The organism is Streptomyces sp. NPDC044003, assembly GCF_056435185.1.
Window position 1 is genome coordinate 578,686 of sequence record NZ_JBWKFA010000001.1, and the last position, 22,949, is coordinate 601,634.

Annotated in this window: 14 protein-coding genes; 2 read left to right on the forward strand and 12 right to left on the reverse strand. The window is 73.9% G+C overall.

Features of this window, described 5'->3' with window-relative positions; translation table 11 throughout:
• Positions 1-4: 4 nt before the first annotated feature.
• From AC07AW_RS02660 to AC07AW_RS02680, 5 genes are all read right to left on the reverse strand, one after another.
• A complete protein-coding gene (locus AC07AW_RS02660) occupies positions 5-3,433 on the reverse strand; it encodes an ATP-dependent helicase (RefSeq protein WP_478813694.1) in 3,429 nt (1,142 codons plus the stop codon).
• Positions 3,434-3,493: 60 nt separating this feature from the next.
• Complete coding sequence (locus AC07AW_RS02665) at positions 3,494-4,309, reverse strand: hypothetical protein (protein WP_478813695.1); 816 nt, start codon at positions 4,307-4,309, stop codon at positions 3,494-3,496.
• A gap of 90 nt (positions 4,310-4,399) precedes the next feature.
• Entirely contained in the window at positions 4,400-5,158 is a 759-nt protein-coding gene (locus AC07AW_RS02670) for a hypothetical protein (protein WP_478813696.1), read from the reverse strand.
• Positions 5,159-5,289: 131 nt separating this feature from the next.
• Positions 5,290-8,670 (reverse strand): ATP-dependent helicase, encoded by a 3,381-nt coding sequence (locus AC07AW_RS02675; protein ID WP_478813697.1) that lies wholly within the window; start codon positions 8,668-8,670, stop codon positions 5,290-5,292.
• Positions 8,671-8,846: 176 nt separating this feature from the next.
• Positions 8,847-9,239, reverse strand: coding sequence for an MGMT family protein (locus AC07AW_RS02680; RefSeq protein ID WP_478813698.1), 393 nt, complete (start codon positions 9,237-9,239; stop codon positions 8,847-8,849).
• 162 nt (positions 9,240-9,401) lie between these two features.
• Between AC07AW_RS02680 and AC07AW_RS02685 the strand changes: the two genes are divergently transcribed.
• Both AC07AW_RS02685 and AC07AW_RS02690 read left to right on the forward strand, forming a co-directional pair.
• Positions 9,402-12,044: a lysylphosphatidylglycerol synthase domain-containing protein gene (locus AC07AW_RS02685; protein WP_478813699.1), complete on the forward strand. Its 2,643-nt coding sequence runs from the start codon at positions 9,402-9,404 to the stop codon at positions 12,042-12,044.
• Between the two features lie 62 nt (positions 12,045-12,106).
• The gene (locus AC07AW_RS02690; protein ID WP_478813700.1) at positions 12,107-13,681 is read left to right on the forward strand and encodes an alpha/beta hydrolase; all 1,575 of its coding nucleotides are present in this window, start codon (positions 12,107-12,109) and stop codon (positions 13,679-13,681) included.
• Between the two features lie 58 nt (positions 13,682-13,739).
• Here AC07AW_RS02690 and moeZ read toward each other — a convergent pair whose 3' ends face one another.
• From moeZ to AC07AW_RS02725, 7 genes are all read right to left on the reverse strand, one after another.
• On the reverse strand, positions 13,740-14,918 hold the full coding sequence (gene moeZ / locus AC07AW_RS02695; protein WP_478813701.1) for an adenylyltransferase/sulfurtransferase MoeZ: 1,179 nt from the start codon (positions 14,916-14,918) through the stop codon (positions 13,740-13,742).
• 63 nt (positions 14,919-14,981) lie between these two features.
• A complete protein-coding gene (locus AC07AW_RS02700; protein WP_478813702.1) occupies positions 14,982-15,728 on the reverse strand; it encodes a spherulation-specific family 4 protein in 747 nt (248 codons plus the stop codon).
• On the reverse strand, positions 15,716-16,687 hold the full coding sequence (locus AC07AW_RS02705; RefSeq protein ID WP_392150673.1) for an NAD-dependent epimerase/dehydratase family protein: 972 nt from the start codon (positions 16,685-16,687) through the stop codon (positions 15,716-15,718). The genes AC07AW_RS02700 and AC07AW_RS02705 overlap by 13 nt, the downstream gene beginning before the upstream one ends.
• A 201-nt stretch (positions 16,688-16,888) precedes the next feature.
• The gene (locus AC07AW_RS02710) at positions 16,889-18,325 is read right to left on the reverse strand and encodes a hypothetical protein (protein ID WP_478813703.1); all 1,437 of its coding nucleotides are present in this window, start codon (positions 18,323-18,325) and stop codon (positions 16,889-16,891) included.
• Positions 18,318-19,937, reverse strand: a complete 1,620-nt coding sequence (locus AC07AW_RS02715; protein WP_478813704.1) for a DUF3492 domain-containing protein — start codon at positions 19,935-19,937, stop codon at positions 18,318-18,320. The genes AC07AW_RS02710 and AC07AW_RS02715 overlap by 8 nt, the downstream gene beginning before the upstream one ends.
• A 190-nt stretch (positions 19,938-20,127) precedes the next feature.
• Entirely contained in the window at positions 20,128-21,963 is a 1,836-nt protein-coding gene (locus AC07AW_RS02720) for a dipeptide ABC transporter ATP-binding protein (RefSeq protein ID WP_478813705.1), read from the reverse strand.
• A complete protein-coding gene (locus AC07AW_RS02725; RefSeq protein ID WP_478813706.1) occupies positions 21,960-22,949 on the reverse strand; it encodes an ABC transporter permease in 990 nt (329 codons plus the stop codon). Before AC07AW_RS02725 ends, AC07AW_RS02720 begins: the two co-directional genes overlap by 4 nt.

The following is a 22,949-nucleotide window of genomic DNA, read 5'->3' on the forward strand; positions in this document are numbered from 1 at the left end:
GAGCCTATCCGGCGTCCGGGGGTGCCCCTCCCAGCAGGATGGCCTCCAGCTCCGCCCGGCCGGGCAGGCGGGTGGGACGGGCGACCTCACCCGTTCGGACGTACACGAACGCGGCGGCCACCTCCTCGGGCGCGAGGCCGTGCTGCTCAGCCCAGGCGAGCCGGTAGATCGCGAGCTGGAGCGGGTCGGCCGAGCGGTCCCGGCTGGTCTTCCAGTCGACGATCTCGTACGCGCCGGAGTCCGGGTCCCGGTAGACGGCGTCGATCCTTCCCCGCACGACCCGGCCCGCGAGGGAGAGGTGCACGGGGACCTCGACGCGGTACGGGGTGCGGTGGGCGTACGGGGTGCGGGCGAAGGCCTCCTTGAGCTCGTCGAGGTCCCGCTCGTCGAGGATCTCGGGCTCGCCCGCGAAGTCCTCGCCGCCCGGCAGCTCCTCCGGGCCGAGGAGCGGCAGCGGGAGCTCCTCGAACCGGGACTCCACCCACGCGTGGAAGCGGGTGCCCCGGCGGGCCGCGGGCTGCGGCGCCTTGGGCATGGGCCGGGCCAGCTCCTGGGCGAAGCCGTCCGGGTCGGCGGCGAGGCGCAGCACCTGGGAGGCGGAGAGGTACGCGGGCAGGAGGACGTCACGGGTGGTCGCGCGGGCGCGGCGGAGCTCGGTGGTGAGGGCGGTGAGGTCCCGGTCCCAGGAGGCGATGGTCCTTGTGTCTTCGGGCGTGAGTGACCGGGCCTCCTCGCGGGGCGGCGGGACCGCGTCCTTGTGGAGGTCCTCCGGGAGGGTCTCCTCGTCCCAGACGGGCTCCTCCTCGTCGGGCCAGAGGTCCTCGGGGTGCGGGTCCCGGGAGTCGGGCGCCGTGCTCGGGGGGTTGTGCCCACCCTCCGCCGAGCTCTCGGCTTCGCTCGACCAGGGGGGACCCCCGTCGCCCTGCGGAACGTATGCCCACAACCGGGTCGTGACGGCCTTCGCCGCTTCCCTGCGCCTCTGCAGCGCCTCGTCGTCCAGTGGCAGTGGCCAGGCCTGGTCCTTCTCCTGGGCCGACAGCGACGGGTTCTCCTCGTCCTCCTCCGGTTCTTCCGCCCAGGTCTCGATCTCTCCGTGGCCCGCCGCGCAGTGGTCGTGCAGGGCCTGGAGGAAGTCCGAGGGGCCTCGGGGCTTCTTCTGGGCCGGGCCCCACCAGTGGGCGGAGCCGAGGAGCAGGGAGCGGGGGCGGGTGAAGGTGACGTAGCCGAGGCGGAGCTCCTCGGTGTGCTGGTGGTCCCGCATCGCGTTCTTGAAGGACGTGAGGGACTTGGCGTCCCAGGCGTCGATGCCCGGCAGGGTGGCCGCGTCGCCGCGCAGGGCGTGCGGGAGCACCTGGGGCTGCGAGGTCCACGACTCGCGGGCCCGGGCGCTCGGGAACTGGCCGGTGACCAGGCCGGGGACGGCGACGACGTCCCACTCCAGGCCCTTGGACTTGTGGGCGGTGAGGACCTTCACGGTGTTCTCGCCGCCCGGCAGCGCGTTGTCGAGGCCCTTCTCGAACTGGACGGCCGTGCGCAGGAAGCCGAGGAAGGCGAGGAGGCTGGCCTCGCCGTCGAGGGAGGCGAAGCCGGCGGCGATGTCGAGGAAGTGGCCGAGGGTCTCGCGGCGGCGGGCGGCCAACGCGTGCGGGGAGGCGGAGAGTTCGACCTCCAGGCCGGTCGCGGCGAGGACCCGGTGCAGGACGTCCATGAGGGGGTCGGCGAGCGAGGTGCGCAGGGCGCGCAGTTCGGTGGCGAGGCGCGCGAAGCGGACCCGGGCCTCGGCGGAGAAGGCCAGGCCGTCGTCGCCGGCGCCGCCGGAGTCGAGGAAGGTGTCGAGCGCGTCGGCGAGGGAGACGACCTCGGCCGGGTCGACGCCCTCGACGGCGGCGGCGAGCCGCTGCTCGGGGTCGGCCTCCTCGCCGCCCCGGTGGACCAGGAGGCGGGCGCGCCGGCCGAGGAGGGCGAGGTCGCGGGCGCCGATGCGCCAGCGGGGGCCGGTGAGGAGGCGGACCAGGGCGGCGTTGGCCCCCGGGTCCTGGAGGACCTCGCAGACGGCGACGAGGTCGGCGATCTCGGGCAGGTGGAGAAGGCCGGAGAGGCCGACGACCTCGACGGGCACGTCACGGGCGACGAGGGCCGCGTGGAGGGCGGGGAAGTCGGTGGCGGTGCGGCACAGGACGGCGATCTCGCCGGGCTCGCGGCCGGTCCGTACGAGGTGGGCGAGGGAGTCGGCGAGCCAGTCGATCTCCTCCGCGTGGGTGCGGAGGAGGGCGATGCGGACGGTGCCGTCCTGCTCGGCGCCGGGCGCGGGGCGCAGTGCCTCCACGCCCGCGTGCATGGCGCGCAGGGGGGCGGCGAGGCCGTTGGCGAGGTCCAGGAGGCGGCCGCCGCTGCGCCGGTTCTCGGAGAGGGAGTAGCGGCTCGCGGGGCTGCCGTCCGCGTGCGGGAAGTGCTCGGGGAAGTCGTCCAGGTTGGCGACGGAGGCGCCGCGCCAGCCGTAGATGGCCTGGCAGGGGTCGCCGACGGCGGTCACGGCGTGTCCGGTGCTCCGGCCGGCCGGGCCCTGGCCGAAGAGTCCGGAGAGCAGCAGCCGCTGGGCGACGGAGGTGTCCTGGTACTCGTCGAGCAGGACGACCCGGAACTCCTCGCGGAGGATCGCGCCGACCTCGGGGCGGGTGGTGGCGAGCTCGGCGGAGCGGGCGATCTGGTCGCCGAAGTCGAGCAGGTCGCGGGAGCGCTTGGCGGCGCGGTAGCGGACGACGAGGTCGAGGAGCTCGCGGCGGGCGGCGGAGGCCTCGGGGATCTTGCGCAGCTCGGCGTTGCTGAGCCGGGCGTCGGCGAGGGCGTCGAGGAGCTCGGAGTCGTACGCGAGGAGCCGCTCGGGCGGCACGAGGTGCTCGGCGAGCTCGGCGTCCAGGGCGAGCAGGTCGGTGATGAGGGTCGGGAAGGAGCGGGTGAGCGCCGGGTACGGGCCGGGGGCCTCGCGCAGCACGCGCGCGGCGAGCTGGTAGCGGGTGGCGTCGGCGAGGAGCCGGGAGGTGGGCTCCAGGCCGATGCGGAGGCCGTGGTCCGTCAGGAGCTGCCCGGCGAAGGCGTGGTACGTGGAGATGCGGGGCTCGCCCGGGGGGTTCTCCGGGTCGATGACGTCGGGGTCGGTGACGCCGGCGCGGACGAGGGCGGTGCGGACGCGCTCGGCGAGCTCGCCGGCCGCCTTGTTGGTGAAGGTGAGACCGAGAACCTGCTCGGGGGCGACCTGGCCCGTGCCGACCAGCCAGACCACGCGGGCCGCCATCACCGTCGTCTTGCCGGAGCCGGCTCCGGCGACGACGACCTGCGGGGCGAGCGGCGCGGTGATGCAGGCCGTCTGCTCCGGGGTGAACGGGATGCCGAGGAGCTCCTTGAGCTGCTCGGGGTCGGTGAGGTGTGCGGTCACCTCAAAGAGGCTAACGGGGCCGAGTGACACTCCGGTCCCGTACGCCTCTGACCTGGGGTGTCACGCGGACGTGCCGCTGTCCAGCTTGGAGAGGTCCACCGTCTCGTCGGCCGGCGGGGCCTTCACCACGACCGGCTTGTCGTAGTCGGAGAACACGATCGTGCCGGGCTCGTCGCCGCCCGTCCTGACCATCTTCAGGATGTACGGCTTGCCCTGCTGGGAGACGGACACGGTGGCCGTCTCGCCGGCCGCCTTCTTCTTCACCAGGGTCGCGACGGGCGTCCCGTCGACCGTGCCGTCCGGTCCCCGGGTCAGTCCCCGGCGCTGCTCCTTGTCCTTGTCCAGGTCGGCGAGGAGCGACTTCAGGTCGCAGACGCTGCCGAGGTCCTGGCTGCCCGGCTGCCCCGGGGCGATCTTCAGCCAGCGGCCCTTGATCAGTTCGAGGGTGACCGTGATCTGCGGCTCCGGCATGCCCTGGGAGGCCATGGAGGTCCGCCAGAACGCCTCGTCGCCCTTCATGTAGGTGACGTGGTCGAGCCGGCGCAGTTCGGCGGTGCCGTCCTTGATCTTGATCAGGCCGGTGCACTCGTCCTTGTCGTTGACGGCGAAGTCGATGCCGAGCGGCTGTCCTTCGCTGACGAGCTTGCCGGTCATGCGCAGGGAGGTCGCGGACTGGGTGGCGGTCACGGCCCGCTCGCCGATCTGGTCGGCGGTGAGGCCCTTGAACGGATCCGGGGAGGGGGCGACGGACACCCCGGGGTCCGCCGGGACCGCGGGGGCCGCCGCGAGGGCCGTCGCCGTCACGGGTCCCGCGACGACGACGGCGGCGCAGACGACGGCTGCGGCGCGGAGCTTTCGGTGGGAGTGGGACACCATGCGAGCCTCCTCGCGGTTCCCCGAGGCTCCCACCAGGGTCGCCCCACGCGCGCGTGGCCGCGACTTCTGGGCCTCACGGCCCGGGGTGCGTCAGGAAGCGCCCTTCATCAGCTCTTCCATGTCGACGACGTCGCCCTTCGGCGGAGCGGTGACGGTGACCGGCTTGCCGAACTCGCTCAGGGTGACCGTGCCCGGGTCGTCGCCACCGGTCGTCACGACACGGAGGATGTACGGCTTCGCGGAGTCCTTGGCCACGTAGAAGGTCGTGGTCCCGTCCTTGTCCTTCGTGGTGAGGACGGCGGCGGGCTGTCCGTCGACGTCGGCGTCGGCCTCGCGGGTCAGACCCTTGCGCGGCGTCTCCTCGTCCATGTCCTTGACGATCTGCTTCAGGTCGCAGAAGTTGTCCTCGTCCGAGCCGGACTCGGCGGGCATCTTCATCCAGCGGCCCTTGAGCAGCGCGGACATGGAGTCGGACTCCTCCGAGGAGGCGCCCTCGCCGCCGCCGGTGGACTTCCAGAAGGCGTCGTCGCCCTTCATGTACGAGCTGCCGCCGGTGGCGAGCATCTCGGCCTTGCCGCCCTTGGGGGCCTGCATGGTGCCCTTGCAGTTGCCCTTGTCGTCGACGGCGAAGTCGACGGTCATCTCCTCGCCGTCGGTCTTGCCGGCGCCGTTCATGTGGAAGGCGGTGGCCGCCTTCGTCGTCTCGACGGCCTTGTCGGCGATGGCGTCGGCCGTGAGTCCCGCGAAGGGGTCGGCGGCCTTGTCGTCGCCCTTGGAACAGCCCGTGACACCCGCGACCACGGCCACGCAGACCGTCGCCGCCGCCCAGAGCTTCCGGTTGGCCCTCATGCGCGTACTCCTCACAGCGTCTTTCACAGCTTCTCTTCACCGCGCCTTTGGACGGGCGCGCAAAGAGTGACCCGTGAGACGGGGTGAGGGATGTACGGAGGGCAACGTGACGCTCCGCACACGGCCCCGGGTCAGTCGACGACCTGGCGGCCCTCCGGCTGGGCGCTGCACGAGGCGCGGAAGGCGCAGGTCGTGCAGTGCTGGCCGGTGCTCGGGGTGAACCGCTCGTCGAGGACCCGGCCCGCCGCGTTGGCGAGCAGCTCGCCGACCCACTCCCCGGTCAGCGGCTCCTGCGCCTGGACCTTGGGCAGGGCGTCGCCGCCCTCCTTCTTCGGGGCGGCCTGCCGCAGCTGTACGAGCTCGGCGCCGCCCGGCTCCGGGCGGTCGCCGCCGAAGACCTCGTCGAGGGCGCCCTCGCGCACCGCGAGCTGGTAGACGGCGAGCTGCGGGTGGTGGGCGACCTCGTCCTTGGTGGGGGCGGACTTGCCGGTCTTGAAGTCGACGACGTACGCGCGCCCGTGCTCGTCGGTCTCGACGCGGTCCATGGAGCCGCGGATGCGGACCTCGTACTCCCCTGCTTCCAGGGTCACGTCGAAGCCGTGCTCGGAGGCGGCGGGGGTACGGCCGCCGCGGTCCATGACGTGCCAGCTCAGGAAGCGTTCGAGGGCCACGCGCGCGTGCTGCTTCTCCTGCGCCGACTTCCAGGGCGCGTCGAAGGCGAGGGCGTCCCAGACGGAGTCGAGCCGGGCCATGAGGACGTCGAGGTCGGCCGGGGTGCGCCCGGAGGCGACCTCGTCGGCGAGGACGTGGACGACGTTGCCGAAGCCCTGGGCGGCGGTGGCGGGGGCCGCCGCCTTGACCTCGCGGCCCAGGAACCACTGGAGGGAGCAGGTGCCGACGAGGTTCTCCAGGGAGCTCGGCGACAGCGCCACCGGCCGGTCGCGCTCGCGCAGCGGCTCGGGGCTCCGCGTCGTTTCGAACAGGCCCCACCAGCGGTCCGGGTGCGCGGCCGGGACCAGCGGCTGGCCGTCCTCGTCGGTGAGCGCGGCCAGCCGGGCGAGCCGGTCGGCGGCCGCCTCCCGGAGCTCGGGCGAGGCCTCCGGGTCGACGGTGGTGGCGCGCAGCTCGGCGACGAGCGCGGAGACGGCGAGCGGGCGGCGGGGGCGGCCGGGGACGTCCTTCGGCTCGGCGCCGAGCTCGGTGAGGAAGCGGGACGGCTGGTCCCCGTCCTCGGCGGCGGCCTTCACGGCGGTGACGACGAGCCGGTCACGCGCGCGGGTGGCGGCGACGTAGAAGAGGCGGCGCTCCTCGGCGAGGAGGGCGCCGGGGGTGAGGGGCTCGGCGAGCCCGTCGCGGCCGATACGGTCGGCTTCGAGGAGGGAGCCCCGGCGCCGGAGGTCCGGCCAGAGGCCCTCCTGCATGCCGGCGACGACGACGAAGCTCCACTCCAGGCCCTTGGAACGGTGGGCGGTCATCAGGCGCACGGCGTCCGGGCGGGTGTGCCGGCGGGTGAGGGTGTCGGCGGCGATGTCCTGGGCGTCGAGCTCTTCGAGGAAGTTGAGGACGCCTCGGCCGCCGACGCGCTCCTCGGCGCGGGCGGCGGTCTCGAAGAGCGCGCAGACGGCGTCGAGGTCACGGTCGGCATTGCGGCCCGCGGGGCCGCCGCGTAGGGCGGCGCGCTCCAGGCGGCCGGGCCAGGGGGTGCCCTTCCAGAGCACCCAGAGGGCCTCCTCGGCGGTGCCGCCGTCCCTGAGCAGGGTGCGGGTCTCGCGGAGGAGGTCGCCGAGGCGGTGGGCCCCGCGCGCGTAGGCGGGGTCGTGGGCGACGAGACGCTCCGGCTGCGCCAGCGCCTGGGCGAGGAGGACGTCGGAGGGGGGCGGGACCTTGTTGCCTGCGGCGCGTTCCTCGTCGCGGAGGGCTCGTCCCAGGCGGCGGAGGTCGGCGGGGTCCACTCCCGCGAGGGGGGAGGCGAGCAGTTCCAGTGCGGTCTCTACGGGGAGCCAGCTGGGCTCGCCGTCCGGCGCGGGTGTGGGTTCTGAAGAGGGGGTCGACGGTGCGGCGCCGTCGTCGGTTGTGCCCACCCGTTCCGCCTCCGCGGAACGCCTGCCCACAACCTGGGGCGGCGACGGCGCGGCCCCCGCCACCGCCCTCAGTGCCAGCAGCAGCGGCGTCACCGCCGGCTCGTGGCGGAGTGGCGTGTCCGCCGCGTCCGTCTCCACCGGGACTCCCGCCGAGGTGAGGGCTCGGCGGAGGGACGGGAGGGAGGAGGTGGCGCGGGTGAGGACGGCCATGTCCTGCCAGGGCACACCGTCCTCCAGGTGCGCGCGCCGCAGCAGGTCGGCGATGTTCTCGGCCTCCGCCGAGGCCGTCGGGTACGTGTACGCCTCCGCCCGGCCCCCGTCCCGCGTCGGGGCGAGTTCCCGGTGGGCGCGGACCTTGTCGGCGGGGAGCCGGGGCATCGGCATCCGCTGGGCGAGCAGCCGGGTCGCCCCGAGGAGCGCGGCGCCCGAGCGGCGGGAGGTGCCCAGGACCTTGACGGCCGCGCCGCCGAAGGTGGACGGGAAGTCGAGGATGCCGTTCACGTCGGCGCCGCGGAAGGCGTAGATGGACTGGTCCGGGTCGCCGAAGGCGACGACCGTGCTGCGGCCGCCGCCCGCGAGCGCGTGGAGGAGCCGGACCTGGGCCGGGTCGGTGTCCTGGTACTCGTCGACGTAGATCGCGTCGTACGCGGGCAGGCGGGTGTCCCGGGCGATCGGTACGGCCCGGTGGACGAGCTCCGCGTAGTCGAGGACGCCCTGGAGGTCGAGGACGTCGAGGTACTCGGCGAGGAAGCCGGCCGCCGCCTTCCAGTCCGGGCGGCCGACCCGGTCGGCGAAGCGGGCCAGGGCGTCCGGCCCGAGGCCCAGCTCGCGGGAGCGCGCGAGGACGGCCCGTACCTCGTCGGCGAAGCCACGGGTGGTGAGGCAGGCGCGGAGTTCGTCGGGCCAGCGGACGTGTCCGAGGCCCGTCTTCTCCAGGTCGATCTGGCCGGCGAGCAGTTCGCGGACGGCGAGGTCCTGCTCGGGTCCGGAGAGCAGCCGGAGCGGTTCGGCGAAGAGTTCGGCGTCCTGGTGGGCGCGGATCAGGGCGTAGCAGTACGAGTGGAAGGTCGTGGCCTGCGGCGGGCGGCGACCGCCGAGCCGGCCGGCCATGCGGTCGCGGAGTTCGACGGCGGCCTTGCGGCTGAAGGTGAGGACGAGGAGGCGTTCGGGGTCGGCGCCGTTCTCCATGCGGGCGGCGACGGCCTCGACCAGGGTGGTCGTCTTGCCGGTGCCGGGTCCGGCGAGGACGAGGAGAGGTCCGCCGCTGTGGTCAACCACTGCCCGCTGGACTGCGTCCAGCTGAGGGGGATCCAGCGGGGCCGGCGTGGTGCGCACCAGTCGGTACGCGCCCGGGGTCCGCTGCCGTCCCTGACCGGGGTACGGCTGTCCCTGGTGCGGCGGCGTACGCCGGGTGGTGGAGGAGGAGCTCACGTGGTTCGCCGGTCCTGGTGGGAGTGGTGGTGCGGGTGAGGCGGCCGTGTGCCGTGGCCGCCGCCTCGGGAGACGCGAACGTCGACGTTACGCGAAGCGGGCCGTCGACGAGCCGTACTCCGTACCGCGTCCACCCCCGTGGACCCGTCCCGGCCGTGCCCACCGGGGCGGCTCCCTCAGGTGTGAGTTCCGGCACCCGTGCCCGGGTCCGTACCGCCGTCCCAGCGGGCCCGCCGCATGTCGATCCTCGGCACGTGTCCTTCGGCCGCCCGGCCCGCCGCGCGCAGCGGGGTGCCCTCCTCGCGGTAGTGGCCGAGGGCGCGCAGCTCGTGGCCGGGCAGCAGCGTGCCGTCGGCGCGGACGACCCTCCACCACGGGGCCGATCCGCCGTACAGTGCCATGACACGGCCTACCTGGCGGGGTCCGCCCTCGCCCAGCCACTCGGCGACGTCGCCGTACGTCATCACGCGGCCGGGCGGGATCGCGTCGGCGACGTCGAGCACCCGCTCCGCGTATTCGGGCAGTTCTCCGGGCTCCCCCACGGGTTCCTCCATGCTCATCCGACTCATCCTGCCTCACCGCACCGACATGGCCCTGATGCCTCCGCGCGGCGGCTCTTCGTGCCACCATCGTCCGGGCGGTGACTGGTGATACGAGATCAAGAGCGACAAGTACAAGAACAAGAACGAGCACACAAGCAAGATCGACAAGACGCACATGCAGAGACGGACATGGTGATGGGCCAGGACACGAAGCCTCCTGAGGGGGCTCAGCCCGACGTGCCCGAAAAGGTCTCCGGCGACGAGCCGCTGCTCGCCGCCCGTGTCCACCGGCCCTCCGATCTGATGCGGCTGCTCGTCGGCCTGCTCGCCATCGGGCTCGTCATCGCCGTCGCCGCGTTCGCCCACGCCACGACCTCCGGTCTTGAGGAGGACATCAACAAGGGCGCGGTCGGCGCCCCGGACGTCTTCGTCAAGATCGCCGGCCTCGTCTCGTCCATCGCCGTCCTGCTCGTACCGGTCGCCTTCGCCATCGAGCGGCTGATCAAACGCGACGGGCTGCGCATCGCGGACGGCGTCCTCGCCGCCGTCCTGGCGCACGGCGTCACCCTCGCCACCGACCTCTGGGTCGCCCAGGCCGCGCCCGGCACGATCCAGGACGCGCTGACCCAGCCGCAGTCCGGCGGCGGTCTCACGGACCCGGTGCACAACTACCTCGCCCCGGTCATCGCGTACATGACCGCCGTCGGCATGGCCCGCAGGCCCCGCTGGCGGGTGTCGCTCTGGGCGGTGCTGCTGCTCGACGCGTTCACCATGCTGGTGGCCGGCTACACCACGGCCCTCTCGATCATCCTCACCGTACTGATCGGCTGGACGGTCGCGTACGGCACGCTGTACGCCGTCGGCTCCCCGAACGTCCGGCCCACCGGGCAGACCCTCCTCGCCGGCCTGCGCCGGGTCGGCTTCCGGCCCGTGACCGCGCTGCGCGCCGAGGGCGTGCCCGACTCGGCGGACAGCGGGGACCGGGGCCGCCGGTACATCGTGACCCTGGAGGACGGCCCGCCGCTCGACGTCACCGTCGTCGACCGGGAGCAGCAGGCACACGGCTTCTTCTACCGCGCATGGCGGCGGATCACCCTGCGGACGATCACCACCCGCCGCTCGATCGTCTCGCTGCGCCAGGCCCTGGAGCAGGAGGCGCTCCTCGCGTACGCGGCGATCGCCGCCGGGGCGAACGCGCCGAAGCTGATCGCCACCTCGGAGCTCGGCCCGGACGCCGTGATGCTCGTGTACGAGCACATCGGCGGCCGCAGCCTGGACTCGCTCGACGATGCCGAGATCACCGACGAGCTGGTCCTCAGCGCCTGGCGGCAGGTCCAGGCGCTGCAGTCGCGGCGGATCGCGCACCGCCGGCTCACGGGGGACGCGATCCTGGTGGATCGTTCCGGCAGGGTGATCCTCACCGATCTGCGGGGCGGCGAGATCGCGGCCGGCGACCTGGTCCTGCGGATGGACATCGCCCAGCTGCTCACCACCCTCGGTCTGCGGGTCGGGGCGGAGCGGGTGGTCGCCGCGGCCGTCGAGGTGCTCGGCCCGGACACCGTGGCCGACTGTCTGCCGCTGCTCCAGCCGATCGCGCTGAGCCGCTCCACGCGCGCGACGCTGCGGAAGCTGGCCCGGGAGCGGTCCGCGCGGGAGCGGGAGGCCGTGCTCGCGGCCTCGGAGGCGGCCAAGCACGAGCGGGAGCTCGCCAAGGCCGAGGCCGCGGCGGACAAGTCGGTCGTACGGGCGGAGACCAAGGCCGAGAAGAAGGCGGACAAGAAGGCCGAGAAGCGGGCCCTCGACACCGCCCTCGACGAGGCCCGCGAGGAGGACCTGCTCGCGCAGATCCGGCAGCAGGTGCTGCTGATCCGTCCGCAGGCCCCGGTGGAGCCGGTCCGCCTGGAGCGGATCAAGCCGCGGACCCTGGTCAGCATGATCGCGGGCGCGGTCGCCGCTTACTTCCTGCTCTCGCAGATCGCCCGTACGCCGCTGTCGACGGTCAGCGAGGCGGACTGGCGCTGGGTGGCGGCCGCCGTGCTGTTCTCGGCGCTCAGCTACGTGGCGGCGGCGATGAGCCTGCTCGGCTTCGTGCCCGAGCGGGTCGGGTTCTGGCGGACGGTGGTCGCGCAGGTCGCCGGCTCCTTCGTGAAGATCGTCGCCCCGGCGGCGGTCGGCGGTGTCGCCCTGAACACCCGCTTCCTCCAGCGCGCGGGCGTACGCCCGGGGCTCGCCGTGGCGAGCGTCGGCGCCTCGCAGCTCTTCGGGCTCGGGGCGCACATCCTGCTCCTGCTCTCCTTCGGCTATCTGACGGGCACGGAGAAGTCGCAGTCCTTCTCGCCGTCGAGGACGGTCATCGCCGGGCTCCTGACGGTCGCGGTGCTCGTCCTGGTGGTGACGGCGATCCCGTTCATGCGCAAGTTCGTGTCGACGCGGCTGCGCTCGCTCTTCGCCGGTGTGGTGCCGCGCATGCTGGACGTGCTCCAGCGGCCCATGAAGCTGGCGACGGGCATCGGCGGGATGCTGCTCCTCACCGGAGTGTTCGTGCTCTGCCTGGACGCCTCGATCCGAGCCTTCGGGCACGGCCACACGACGCTCAGCTACGCGAGCGTGGCGGTCGTCTTCCTCGCGGGCAACGCACTCGGTTCGGCGGCGCCGACACCGGGCGGCGTCGGCGCCGTCGAGGGCGCGCTCACCCTGGGTCTGGTGGCGGTGGGCCTGCCGATCGAGGTCGCGACCCCGGCGGTGCTCCTGTACCGCCTGCTGACGCTGTGGATCCCGGTGCTGCCGGGGTGGATCTGCTTCAACTGGCTGACCAAGCGGGAAGCCCTGTAGGCCGCCACCCGCTTGGACCCCCGTCCCGCGCGGGGGCCCGGGCGGCGGCCCACGATGGGCCTATGCCGATCTCCGCCGCCCAGCGCGCCGCTCTGCTGACCGCCACCACCGTGCTGCTCGCCGCCGGCTGCTCGGACGGGGGAGACGAAGCGGCGGGGCCGGTGAAGCCGACCGCCACGTCCGGGCTCTCGGCACTGACGGCGCAGAAACTGTCCTGGGCCCCGTGTCCGGCGCCGTCCGCCGCCGAGGGCGGCGGGGCCCCGCCCTCGCCGCTGCCCGGCGGCACCGCCTGGGAGTGCTCCTTCCTCCAGGCCCCGCTCGACTGGGCGGTGCCGGAGGGCGAGACCATCGAGCTGGCCCTCATCCGCGCCAAGGCCCGTGACAGCGCCCGGCGGATCGGTTCGCTCGTCTTCAACTTCGGCGGACCCGGCGGCTCCGGCATCACCGGCCTGCCCGGTTTCGCCGCCGACTACGAGACCCTGCGCGGCCGCTACGACCTGGTCTCCTTCGACCCGCGCGGGGTCGGCCGGAGCGACCCGGTCGAGTGCGCCACCGACAAGGAGCTCGACGCCTACTACGCCCTGGACTTCACGCCCGACGACACCGCCGAGGAGCGGACGCTGTCCGACGCGCAGAAGCGGTACGCGAAGGGCTGCGAGCGGGACGCGGGCGCGGCCCTGCCGCACGTCGGCACCGAGAACGCCGCCCGGGACATGGACCTGATGCGCCAGGTCCTCGGCGACGAGAAGCTGCACTACTTCGGCATCTCGTACGGCACCGAACTCGGCGGCGTCTACGCCCACATGTTCCCCGGGAACGTCGGCCGGGCCGTCTTCGACGCGGTCGTCGACCCGGACGCGGGCGTCGAGGACGGCGCCCTCGGCCAGGCGAAGGGCTTCCAGCTCGCCCTGGACAACTTCGCCCAGGACTGTGTGGACCGCGGCGACGAGTGCGCCCTGCCCGGCAGCAGCGTCTCCGAGATCGAGGCGGGGATCACCGACCTCCTCACAGCCCTCGACAAGGAGCCGATCCCCGGCATCGGCTCCCGCATGCTGACCCAGACGCAGGCCACCAACGGCATCGCGCAGGCCCTGTACTCGAAGGAGTTCTGGCCGTATCTGGAGCAGGGGCTCGACGCGGCCGACGGAGGCGACGGGGCGCTGCTCCTGTCCCTGTCCGACTCGATGAACGGGCGCGGCGAGAACGGCTCGTACAGCAACATCCAGGCCGCGAACGCCGCCATCAACTGCGTGGACTTCAAGGAGCGCTACACCCTCGGGCAGGCGAAGGAGCGGCTCGGCGAGTTCCGCGAGGCCTCCCCCGTCTTCGGCGACTTCATGGGCTGGGCGCTGGCGAGCTGCTCGCAGTGGCCGGTGCCCGGGCTCTGGGAGCACCCGGACGTCTCGGCACCGGGCTCGGCGCCGATCCTCGTCGTCGGGAACACCGGCGACCCGGCCACGCCGTACGAGGGCGCCCGGTCGATGGTGAACGCGCTCGGCAAGGGCGTCGGCGTGGAGCTGACGTACGAGGGAGAGGGCCACGGCGCCTACAACAGCGGCAACAAGTGCGTGAAGAAGGCCGTGGACCAGTACCTGCTCGAAGGCAAGGTCCCGGCCTCGGGCACGGTCTGCAAGTAGTCGGCCGTACGCACGCGAAAGGCCCCGGACGTGATGTCCGGGGCCTTCGGCGCAGGTACTAGTAGACCGGCTTCTCGGGCTCGATCTGGTGGACCCAGCCGATCACGCCGCCGCCGACGTGGACCGCGTCCGCGAAGCCCGCGGACTTGAGCACCGCGAGGACCTCCGCACTGCGGACACCCGTCTTGCAGTGCAGGACGATCCGCCTGTCCTGCGGGAGGTCCTGGAGGGCGTTGCCCATCAGGAACTCGTTCTTCGGGATCAGGCGCGCGCCCGGGATCGAGACGATCTCGTACTCGTTCGGCTCGCGGACGTCGATGATGTCGATCTTCTCGTCCGCGTCGATCCACTCCTTGAGCTGCTTGGGAGTGATCGTCGAGCCGAGCGCCGCCTCCTGGGCCTCCTCGGACACGACGCCGCAGAAGGCCTCGTAGTCGATGAGCTCGGTGACGGTCGGGTTCTCGCCGCAGACCGCGCAGTCGGGGTCCTTGCGGACCTTGACCTGGCGGTACTGCATCTCCAGGGCGTCGTAGATCATCAGGCGGCCGACCAGCGGGTCGCCCACGCCGGCCAGGACCTTGATGGCCTCGGTGACCTGGATGGAGCCGATGGACGCGCAGAGCACGCCCAGGACGCCGCCCTCGGCGCAGGACGGGACCATGCCCGGCGGCGGGGGCTCCGGGTAGAGGCAGCGGTAGCAGGGGCCGTACTCGGACCAGAACACCGAGGCCTGGCCGTCGAAGCGGTAGATCGAGCCCCAGACGTACGGCTTGTTGAGCAGCACGCAGGCGTCGTTCACCAGGTAGCGGGTGGCGAAGTTGTCCGTGCCGTCGACGATCAGGTCGTACTGGCCGAAGATCTCCATCACGTTGTCGGCTTCCAGCCGCTCCTCGTGAAGGATCACGTTCACGTACGGGTTGATGCCGAGGACCGAGTCCTTCGCGGACTCCGCCTTGGAGCGGCCGATGTCGGCCTGGCTGTGGATGATCTGGCGCTGGAGGTTCGACTCGTCGACCTCGTCGAACTCCACGATGCCGAGCGTGCCCACGCCGGCCGCCGCCAGGTACATCAGGGCCGGCGAGCCGAGACCGCCGGCGCCCACACAGAGCACCTTGGCGTTCTTCAGCCGCTTCTGCCCGTCCATCCCGACGTCCGGGATGATCAGGTGGCGGGAGTACCTGCGGACCTCGTCTACGGTGAGCTCGGAAGCCGGCTCGACCAGGGGTGGCAGCGACACGGAGTCTCCGATGGTCGGTATGTCAGTACGGTTGTTCTCCCCGTAACACTGCCACGCCCCTTCTCATTCCGAGACACCTGTTCCGATCCGCGAGACGATTTCGTCCCAGTAGCCGGGCAGGGTGTGGAATTGGTCGCTTTGTCCCGGGCGGCCGGCGCGGTCGGTGAAGAAGATCGTTCCCGCCCCCTGCCAGCGCGCGATCCGCAGCGCCTCGTCGAGGTGGGTGCGCGGGACGCCGTGGACGAGGTGCACGAACTTGGCCTCCGTGTACTCGGCGGTCCACTCCGCCACCTGCGACCAGCGGTAGTCCACCCAGGAGCCGGCGAAGGTCACCAGCTGGTCGGCGGCCTCGGCGTACCCCGGGTGGGGGTGGGTGCCGTGGCCGAGGACGAGGTGGGCCTCGCCGCCGAGCACGGCCTCCAGGGTCGCGGTGAGCCGCCGCGTCCCGGCCAGGTCGGCCCGGTCGGCGGGGGCGCGGTCCAGGTAGAAACCGCCGACCTTGTACCAGTCGAGGAAGCGGTGGGCGTCCGAGACGAGCTCCCCGAAGGGCCGGGAGCCGTACGCCAGGTCCAGGTGCCCCAGAACCCTGACCCCGGCGTTCCGCAGCTTCCCGGCCGCCTCCAGGCAGTGCGGGTCGGGCCGGGTCCCGGGGCCCTCCGCCACATTGAGCACCGCCCAGTGCAGCGGGGTCCCGGGGCGGGTCAGCTCGGCCCACTCGACGGGCGCGAGCAGCGGATGGGCGTAGCCGGGGACGCCGAAGCCGAGCGCCTGGACGGCCCCGGTGGCCGTGGTCGTCGTCAGATGCGACACGCCGCCTCCATCCAGATGTCGGCGAGGGACTCCTCCAGGTTGATCCGGGGCCGCCAGCCGAGCCGGTCGCGGGCGGTGCGGACGTCGGCCTGCTGCCAGGGCCCGCAGCCGTCGGGGTACGGGTACGGGGCGGCGCCCAGCTGGTCGGCGATGGTCCCCTCGGTGCGGGGGGCGCCGATCATCGGACGCTGCGGAATGCCGTGCGGTCCGTCCAGCTCGTGCAGGTTCCCGGCGTAGCCCGCGACCCGCGCGAGGACGGCGGCGGCGTCCCGGAGCCGGACGGCGCGCCCGGTGCCGATGTTGACGACGCCCTGAGCGGCGGAGAGGGAGGCGGCGTGCACGGCCCGCGCCACGTCCCGTACGTCGACGAAGTCCCGCTGCACGCCGAGACCGCTGAGCTTGAGCTCGCCGTCCCCCGCCTGCATCGCGCGGCGCATCGCCTCGGCGAGGCGGCCCAGCGGGGAGCCGGCCGGCGTGCCGGGGCCGACCGGGGAGAAGACCCGCAGGACGACGGCGTCGAGCCCGGAGCCGAGGACGAGTTCGGTCGCGGCGAGCTTGGACACCCCGTACGGGCCGCCGGGGCGCGGGATCGCGTCCTCCGCCGTGGAGGAGCCGGGCTGGCTGGGCCCGTACTCCGAGGCGCAGCCGACCTGGACGAGCCGGGCCCCGCAGCCGCTGCGGCGCAGGGCCTCGCAGACGGTGGCGACGGCGACGGTGTTGTGCCGGGTCAGCTCGCGGGCGCCGCCGCGGGTGGCTCCGGCGCAGTTGACGACGACCCCGGGGTGGACGGCGTCCAGGAAGCGGGTGAGCGCGCCGGGGCTGCCGGAGGCGAGGTCGAAGCGCACGTCGGCGTCGTCGCCCCGGCCGAGCGCGGTGAGGTGGACGGCCGGGTCGGCGAGCAGCCGGTCGGCGACGAAGCGGCCGATGAAGCCGTTGGCTCCGAGCAGTAGCACCCTCATCGTGCGGCCCCTGTGTGCCGACTGGCCGGTGCTTGGGGTTGAGGGGTCATGGTCTTCGGTCTCCTTGCGGGGTGATGAGAGAGGTGACGGGGCACGCCCGCGGCGTCGGCTCCGCGGGTGCGAAAGGGTTCTTGACGGGAGGCTCGGTGGGGTGGTGGTCGCTGTGGCCGCCAGGGCTGCGGCAGGATTCACAGCCGGTTTTCACGGGGTGGCGTGGGCCGATGCCCGGGTGAGGTCGGCGGTCGCGTGGGCCAGCAGGCCGAGCGCGGCGGCGCCGCAGACGAGGGTGGGTACGGCCCCGGGGCCCCAGGCCTCGACGAGGGCGCGCACCGGGGTGGCGAGCGCGTCGAAGCCGGGGACGGGGACGCGGGCGGCGAGGACGCTCGCGAGGGCGAGGACCTCGGCGGCGCAGGCGGCGGCGAGCGCGGCGGCGGCCGTCTCGGGGAAGCCGTGGACGGTGAGGAGCCGGGCGAGCAGCAGGAGCGCCCCGAGGGCGAGCGCTCCGGGGCTGAACCCGGTGAGGGCGAGCAGGGCGGTGAGGGCGAGGAGCTGGAGGGTCACGGTGCCGAGGAGCAGCGGCCGGGTGGCGGCGGCGAAGTCGGCGAGGCCGTGGCTGTCGGCGATCCGGCGGCGGGCCCGGCGGGCGAACAGGTGGGCGCCCCAGGCGGCGGGGGCGACGGCGAGGGCGAGGCCCAGGAGCGGCGCGGGGGCGAGCGCCCAGGGTCCGTCGGGGCCGCCGCTGAGGACCTCCTCCAGGAGTCCGTCGCCGCCGGCCGCGTACGCCAGGAGCCAGAGGGTCCAGAGCCGGGCGGCGGGCACGGTCCCTCCGTCGGGCGCACGGAAGGGGCCCCGGCGGACGGCGAGCAGCAGGGCCGCGCCGAGGGCGAGTGCCCCGGCGGCCCCGACGGCGAGCCGCACGGGCCCGTACGTGAGGGCGAGCCCGAGTCCGGTGAGCCCGGCGACCCCGCCGGGGGCGAGGGTGGCGAGCGCCCAGGGCGCCCGGGCCTGCTCCGGCTCGGCGAGGGGCGCGGGCCGCTCCTGTCCGCGGGGCACGCGCGCGTAGAGCTCTTCGGCGAGCGAGAACACGTCCCGGTGCCGGAAGCGCGCGGCGGTCCGGTCGGTGAACCCCTGCGCTTCCAGGCCCGCGGCGATCTCCAGGGGGTCGACGGCGCGCTCGCAGAGCTCCCGGTGCCGGTGCATAAGCACCTTCACGGGGTCGGCGTTCCCCCGCCGGGGGCGGGGGAGAGCGGCCCCGGCGTCCGTGCCGGGAGCGGCCGGCGCCGGGCGGTGCGCGGCGTCGGCTTCCGCCGGGTCGGCCGGAGCCGGCGCGGGGTGCGGCTCCGTCGGGGCCGGCGCCGGGTCCGAGGCGTCCGGGGCCGGGTCCGAGGCGTGCGGGGGCTCCGGCGTCGGGTACGGGGCCCAGGCCGTGCCCGGTCGTGGGGGCGTCACCGTGGCCTCCCCCGGGGCCGGGGCTATCCCGGAGGGTGCGGCATCGTCCTCGGGGGCGGGCGCGCGCAGGTCGAGGCTGCCGGCAGCCGTGAGGGCCGGGGTGCCGAGGAGGGCTTCGGAGCGGGCGTCCCAGGCTCCGGGGCTCGTCGGGGCGGCGGAGCCGCGCATGGGGGTGCCTCCTTCAGGCATCGGGGGCTCCTGTCCCCGCGGTCACGGCCTTGTGCGCCCAGCTGCCCGGCACATGGGCCTCGGCCGGGTGGGCGAAGGGGACGCCGTCCCCGGGGCGGTGGCGCACCGGCGCGTGGGAGAGGAGTTCGAGGTAGATGCCGCGGAACGCGGCGAGGTTCTGTTCGACCGTGAACAGTTCGAGCGCGCGGGCGCGGGCGGCCGCGCCGAGCCGGAAGCGGCGCTCGGGGTCGCGGAGCAGCGCGAGGCACGCGTCGGCGAGCGCCCGGGGGTTGCGCGGGGGGACGACGAGGCCGGTGCCGCCGATGATCTCGACGACGGCGCCGACGTCGGTGGAGACCGTGGCCCGTGCGCAGAACATCGCCTCGACGAGGCTCGCGGGGAAGCCCTCGACGAGGCTCGACATGACGACGAGCGCACCCGAGGCATAGGTGTCCTCCAGGGTGGGCGCCTCCGGGCCGCCGAGCTCCTCGAAGGTGACGGGGTTCTCGCCGACGGCGTGCGCGCCGGGGGCCTCGTCGGGGAAGAGCTGGGCCGCGAGCCCCTTGCAGTACGTGAGGTAGCCGGCGGCGCCGGGTTCACGGACGGGCACGGCGACGATCCGCAGCCGGGCGTCGGGCTGCCGGGCCCGGATCTCGGCGAAGGCGTGGAGGAGGCCGATGAGGTCCTTGGCGGGTTCGACGCGGCCGACCCAGACGAGGGTGGCGGGGTCGCCGCTCTCCTCGTCCTCGCCGACCTCGGCGAAGCGCTCGGCGGCCATGCCGGGGTGGACGGTGCGGATGCGGGCCCGGTCGGCGCCGCACTTCTCCTGCCAGCGGCGGGCGTGGGCGTTGCCGGGGGTGAGGAGGGCGGCCTGCCGGTAGACCTCGCCGGCGAGCCGGCCGTGCAGGGCGGCGAGCAGGGCGCGGAGCGGGGCGGAACGGTCGGCGCCGGCCGCCGCGAGGTAGTGGGCGCGCAGCGGTACGCCGTACTCGGTGACGAGCAGCGGGGTGCCGAAGAAGCGTTTGGCCAACAGCCCGGGGAGGGCTGTGGTGCCTCCGGCGGCGGCGTGGCAGAGGTCGGCCGCGCCGAGCGCGTCCTCCCCGTACCAGTCGAGGGAGAGGGGGCGCAGGGCCCGCTCAAGGTGCTCGGCGAAGGCGAGGTGGTCGCGGAGTCCGGCGGCGGCCGCACCCCGGCGTGCGCCGGGCGCGCGGCAGGCGGCCTCCAGGGCGCGGACGGCGTCGTCGGAGCGGAGCGCCCCGGGCAGTCCGCCGCGCTCGCGGGCGAGTTCGGCGAGGGCGTAGAGCCCGTCGGCGAAGGCGGTCGCGTCGTCCTCGGCGCAGAGTCCGGCGGCGAGCCGGTGGTAGGCCTCGGTGAAGCGGCGCCGCTCGTGCCGTCCGTAGGCCCGGCGGGAGGCGCGGTGCCCGCCGGCCGCCAGGGTGGAGTCGGGGCCGCCGAGGTCGGCGGTGCGGGCGACGCGGGCGTTCGGCGGCAGGGGCGGCGGGGTGCCGGTCCGGCCGAGGGCGTAGAGGTCGAAGCGGTGCTGTCCGAGCCCGCGTACGAGCCGCTCGCACCACTGTCCGGACTCACCGGTGGCGTACGGGTAGCCACCCTCCGTGAGCAGTCCGATGCGCACGCATGCACCCCCGATCTCCCTTGACGGCGGTCACCGTCGGCCCGGTGACTCACAGCGGGAAGAACGTAAGCGGAGACACCGGTGGCGCGACGGACGGTTGTCCGTCGCACCACCGGAAGGGGTGAATGCACGTAACTTTCCCACCCCGGTCGCGTTCTGTCGCGCTACGCAGTGGAAAGGTCACGGAGGGTCAGGCCACGGCCGGCTCCCGGCGCCTCTCCCGGCGCTCCGCCGCGAGGACCGGGTCGAGCGAGGGGACGGCGGCGAGCAGCTGCCGGGTGTACGGATCCTGCGGAGCGCCGTACACGTCAGCGACCGTGCCCTGTTCGACGATCCGGCCCCCGCGCATGACGGCGACCCGGTCGCTGACCTGCCGGACGACCGCGAGGTCGTGGGCGATGAAGACGAGCCCGAGGCCGAGTTCGGCCTGGAGCTCGGCGAGCAGCGCGGTCACCTGGGCCTGGGTGGTGACGTCGAGCGCGGAGACGGGTTCGTCGCAGACGATGAGGCGCGGTTCGGCGGCGAGGGCGCGGGCGATGCCGACGCGCTGCCGCTGACCGCCGCTGAACTCGTGCGGATACGCCTCGTACCGGTCGGGGTCGAGCCCCACCCGGTCGAGCAGCTCCCGCACCCGCCCGCGGATCCGGGTCTCGTCCCGCTCCCCCGCCACGCGCAGCGGGTCGGCGATCGACTCGCCGACGGAGCGGCGGGGGTTGAGGGAGGAGACCGGGTCCTGGAACACCATCTGTAGCTCGCGGCGGTACGGGATCAGCCGCTTGTCGGACAGCCCGCCTATCTCCTCGCCCCGGTAGCGGAGTGCGCCGCCGGTCGGGTCGAGGAGCCGGACGAGCATCCGGCCGAGGGTGGTCTTGCCGCTGCCGGACTCGCCTACGACGCCGAGGGTCTCGCCGGCGCGGACGGTGAGGGAGACCCCGTCGACGGCGGTCACGGCGGCCTTGCCCCGGCCGAACTCCCGCCGCAGGTCGACGGCTTCGAGCAGCGGCTCCCCCTCCCGGGCGGAGGCCCGGGCCGGGCCGTCGGGGCGGGCCGGGCCGTCGGGGCGGGCCGGGCCGTCGGGGCGGGCCGGGCCGTCGGGGCGGGCCGGGCCGTCAAGCCGGGGCACGGCGGAGAGCAGCGTCCGGGTGTACGGCGCCGAGGGCGCGCCGAGCACCCCGGCGACGGGTCCGCGCTCGACCTCGCGCCCGTCGCGCATGACGAGCACCTCGTCGACGCTCTCGGCGGCCACGCCCACGTCGTGGGTGACGAGGAGCAGCGCGGTGCCGGTCTCGCGCCGCAGCTCGTGCAGCAGGTCGAGGATCTGGGCCTGCACGGTGACGTCGAGGGCGGTGGTGGGTTCGTCGGCGACGATCAGCTGCGGCTCGCAGGCGAGGGCCATCGCGAGGAGGGCGCGCTGCCGCATGCCGCCGCTGAACTCGTGCGGGCGGGAGCGGGCACGGCGGGCCGCGTCGGGGATGCCGACCCGGTCGAGGACCTCGATGGCGCGGGCCCGGGCGGCCTTTCTGGATCCAGGACGATGGATCCAGGATCCAGGCTTCCGGATCGTGGATCCAGGCTGCCGGATCGTGGATCCAGTCTGCTGGATATCGGATCCAGACCGCTGGAGCGTGGATCCAGACCGCTGGATATCGGATCCAGGATGATGGATCCGATACACCTCCGCGATCTGATCACCCACGGAGTAGTACGGATCCAGCGCCGACAGCGGGTCCTGGAAGACCATGGCGGCCACCCCGCCGCGCAGCCTCCGCAGTTCGCCGGGCCCGGCGGCGCCGACGTCGATGCCGCCGACCCGCACGGTGCCGCCGACCTTCGCGCCCGTACCCCGGTGGAGGCCGAGGAGGGCGCCGGCGACGGTGGACTTGCCGCTGCCGGACTCGCCGACGAGGGCGAGCGCGCGGCCGGCCTCCAGGGTGAAGGAGAGGCCGTCGACGGCGCGTACGGCGCCGTCGAACTCCACGGTGAGGCGGTCGACTTCCACGAGCGGGGTGGGGGTGTGGAGCGTCATGTCAGGGCGACCCTTCGGTCGGCGAGGGCGTAGAGGAGGTCGGCGACGACGTTCGCGAGGACGACGGCGACCCCGGTGAGGAGCACGATGCCCACGACGATCGGCAGGTCGATGTTGCGGACGCCGTCGATGAGGGTCTTGCCGAGCCCGGGGATGCCGAAGAGCGACTCCGTCAGCACGGCCCCGCCGAACATCGTGCCGAGGTCGATGGCGCTGAGCGCGATGACCGGTGGCACGGCGCCGCGCAGCGCGTGGCGGGCGACGACGGACCCCTCCCCCACCCCGTACGCGCGGAAGGTGCGGATGTGGTCCTCGGCGAGCGTCTCCAGGGTGGAACTCCGGGTGAGCCGCGCGTACTTGGCGGATTCGAAGAAGCCGAGGGCGAGCCAGGGAAGCAGCATGTTCCACGCCCACTGCTCGGGGTCCTCGTCGAGCGGCACGTACGAGGGGAAGGGCAGCCACTGGAGGTAGGCGCAGACGGCCATGAGGAGCAGCAGCCCGAGGATGAAGACGGGCGTGCCGGTTCCGGCGAGGGTGAGCACGGTCAGGACGCGCTCGGTGACGCCGCCCCGGCGGAGCGCGGAGAGCAGCCCGGCGCCGATGCCGACGACGAGCCAGATCACCATGGCGCCGAGGGCGAGCGAGGCGGTGGCGGGCAGCCGGTCCAGGATGAGCACGGTGACCTGCTGGTCGGTCTGGTACGACAGGCCGAGGCAGGGCGCGTCGCAGTGCAGGACGCCGGTGCCGGTGGAGTAGTCGCGGCCGGCGAAGACCCCCTGGAGGAAGTGCAGGTACTGGGCGAACACGCTCTCGTTCAGCCCGAGTTGTTCGCGGACCTGGGCGATCTGCTGCGGGTTGCAGCGTTCCCCGCAGGCGAGCCGGGCGGGGTCGCCGGGCGCGACGTAGAACAGCGCGTAGACGAGGACGGACAGCGCGAGGAGGACGAGCGCGGCGCCCGCGAGCCGCTTGAGGACGTAGCGGGTCAT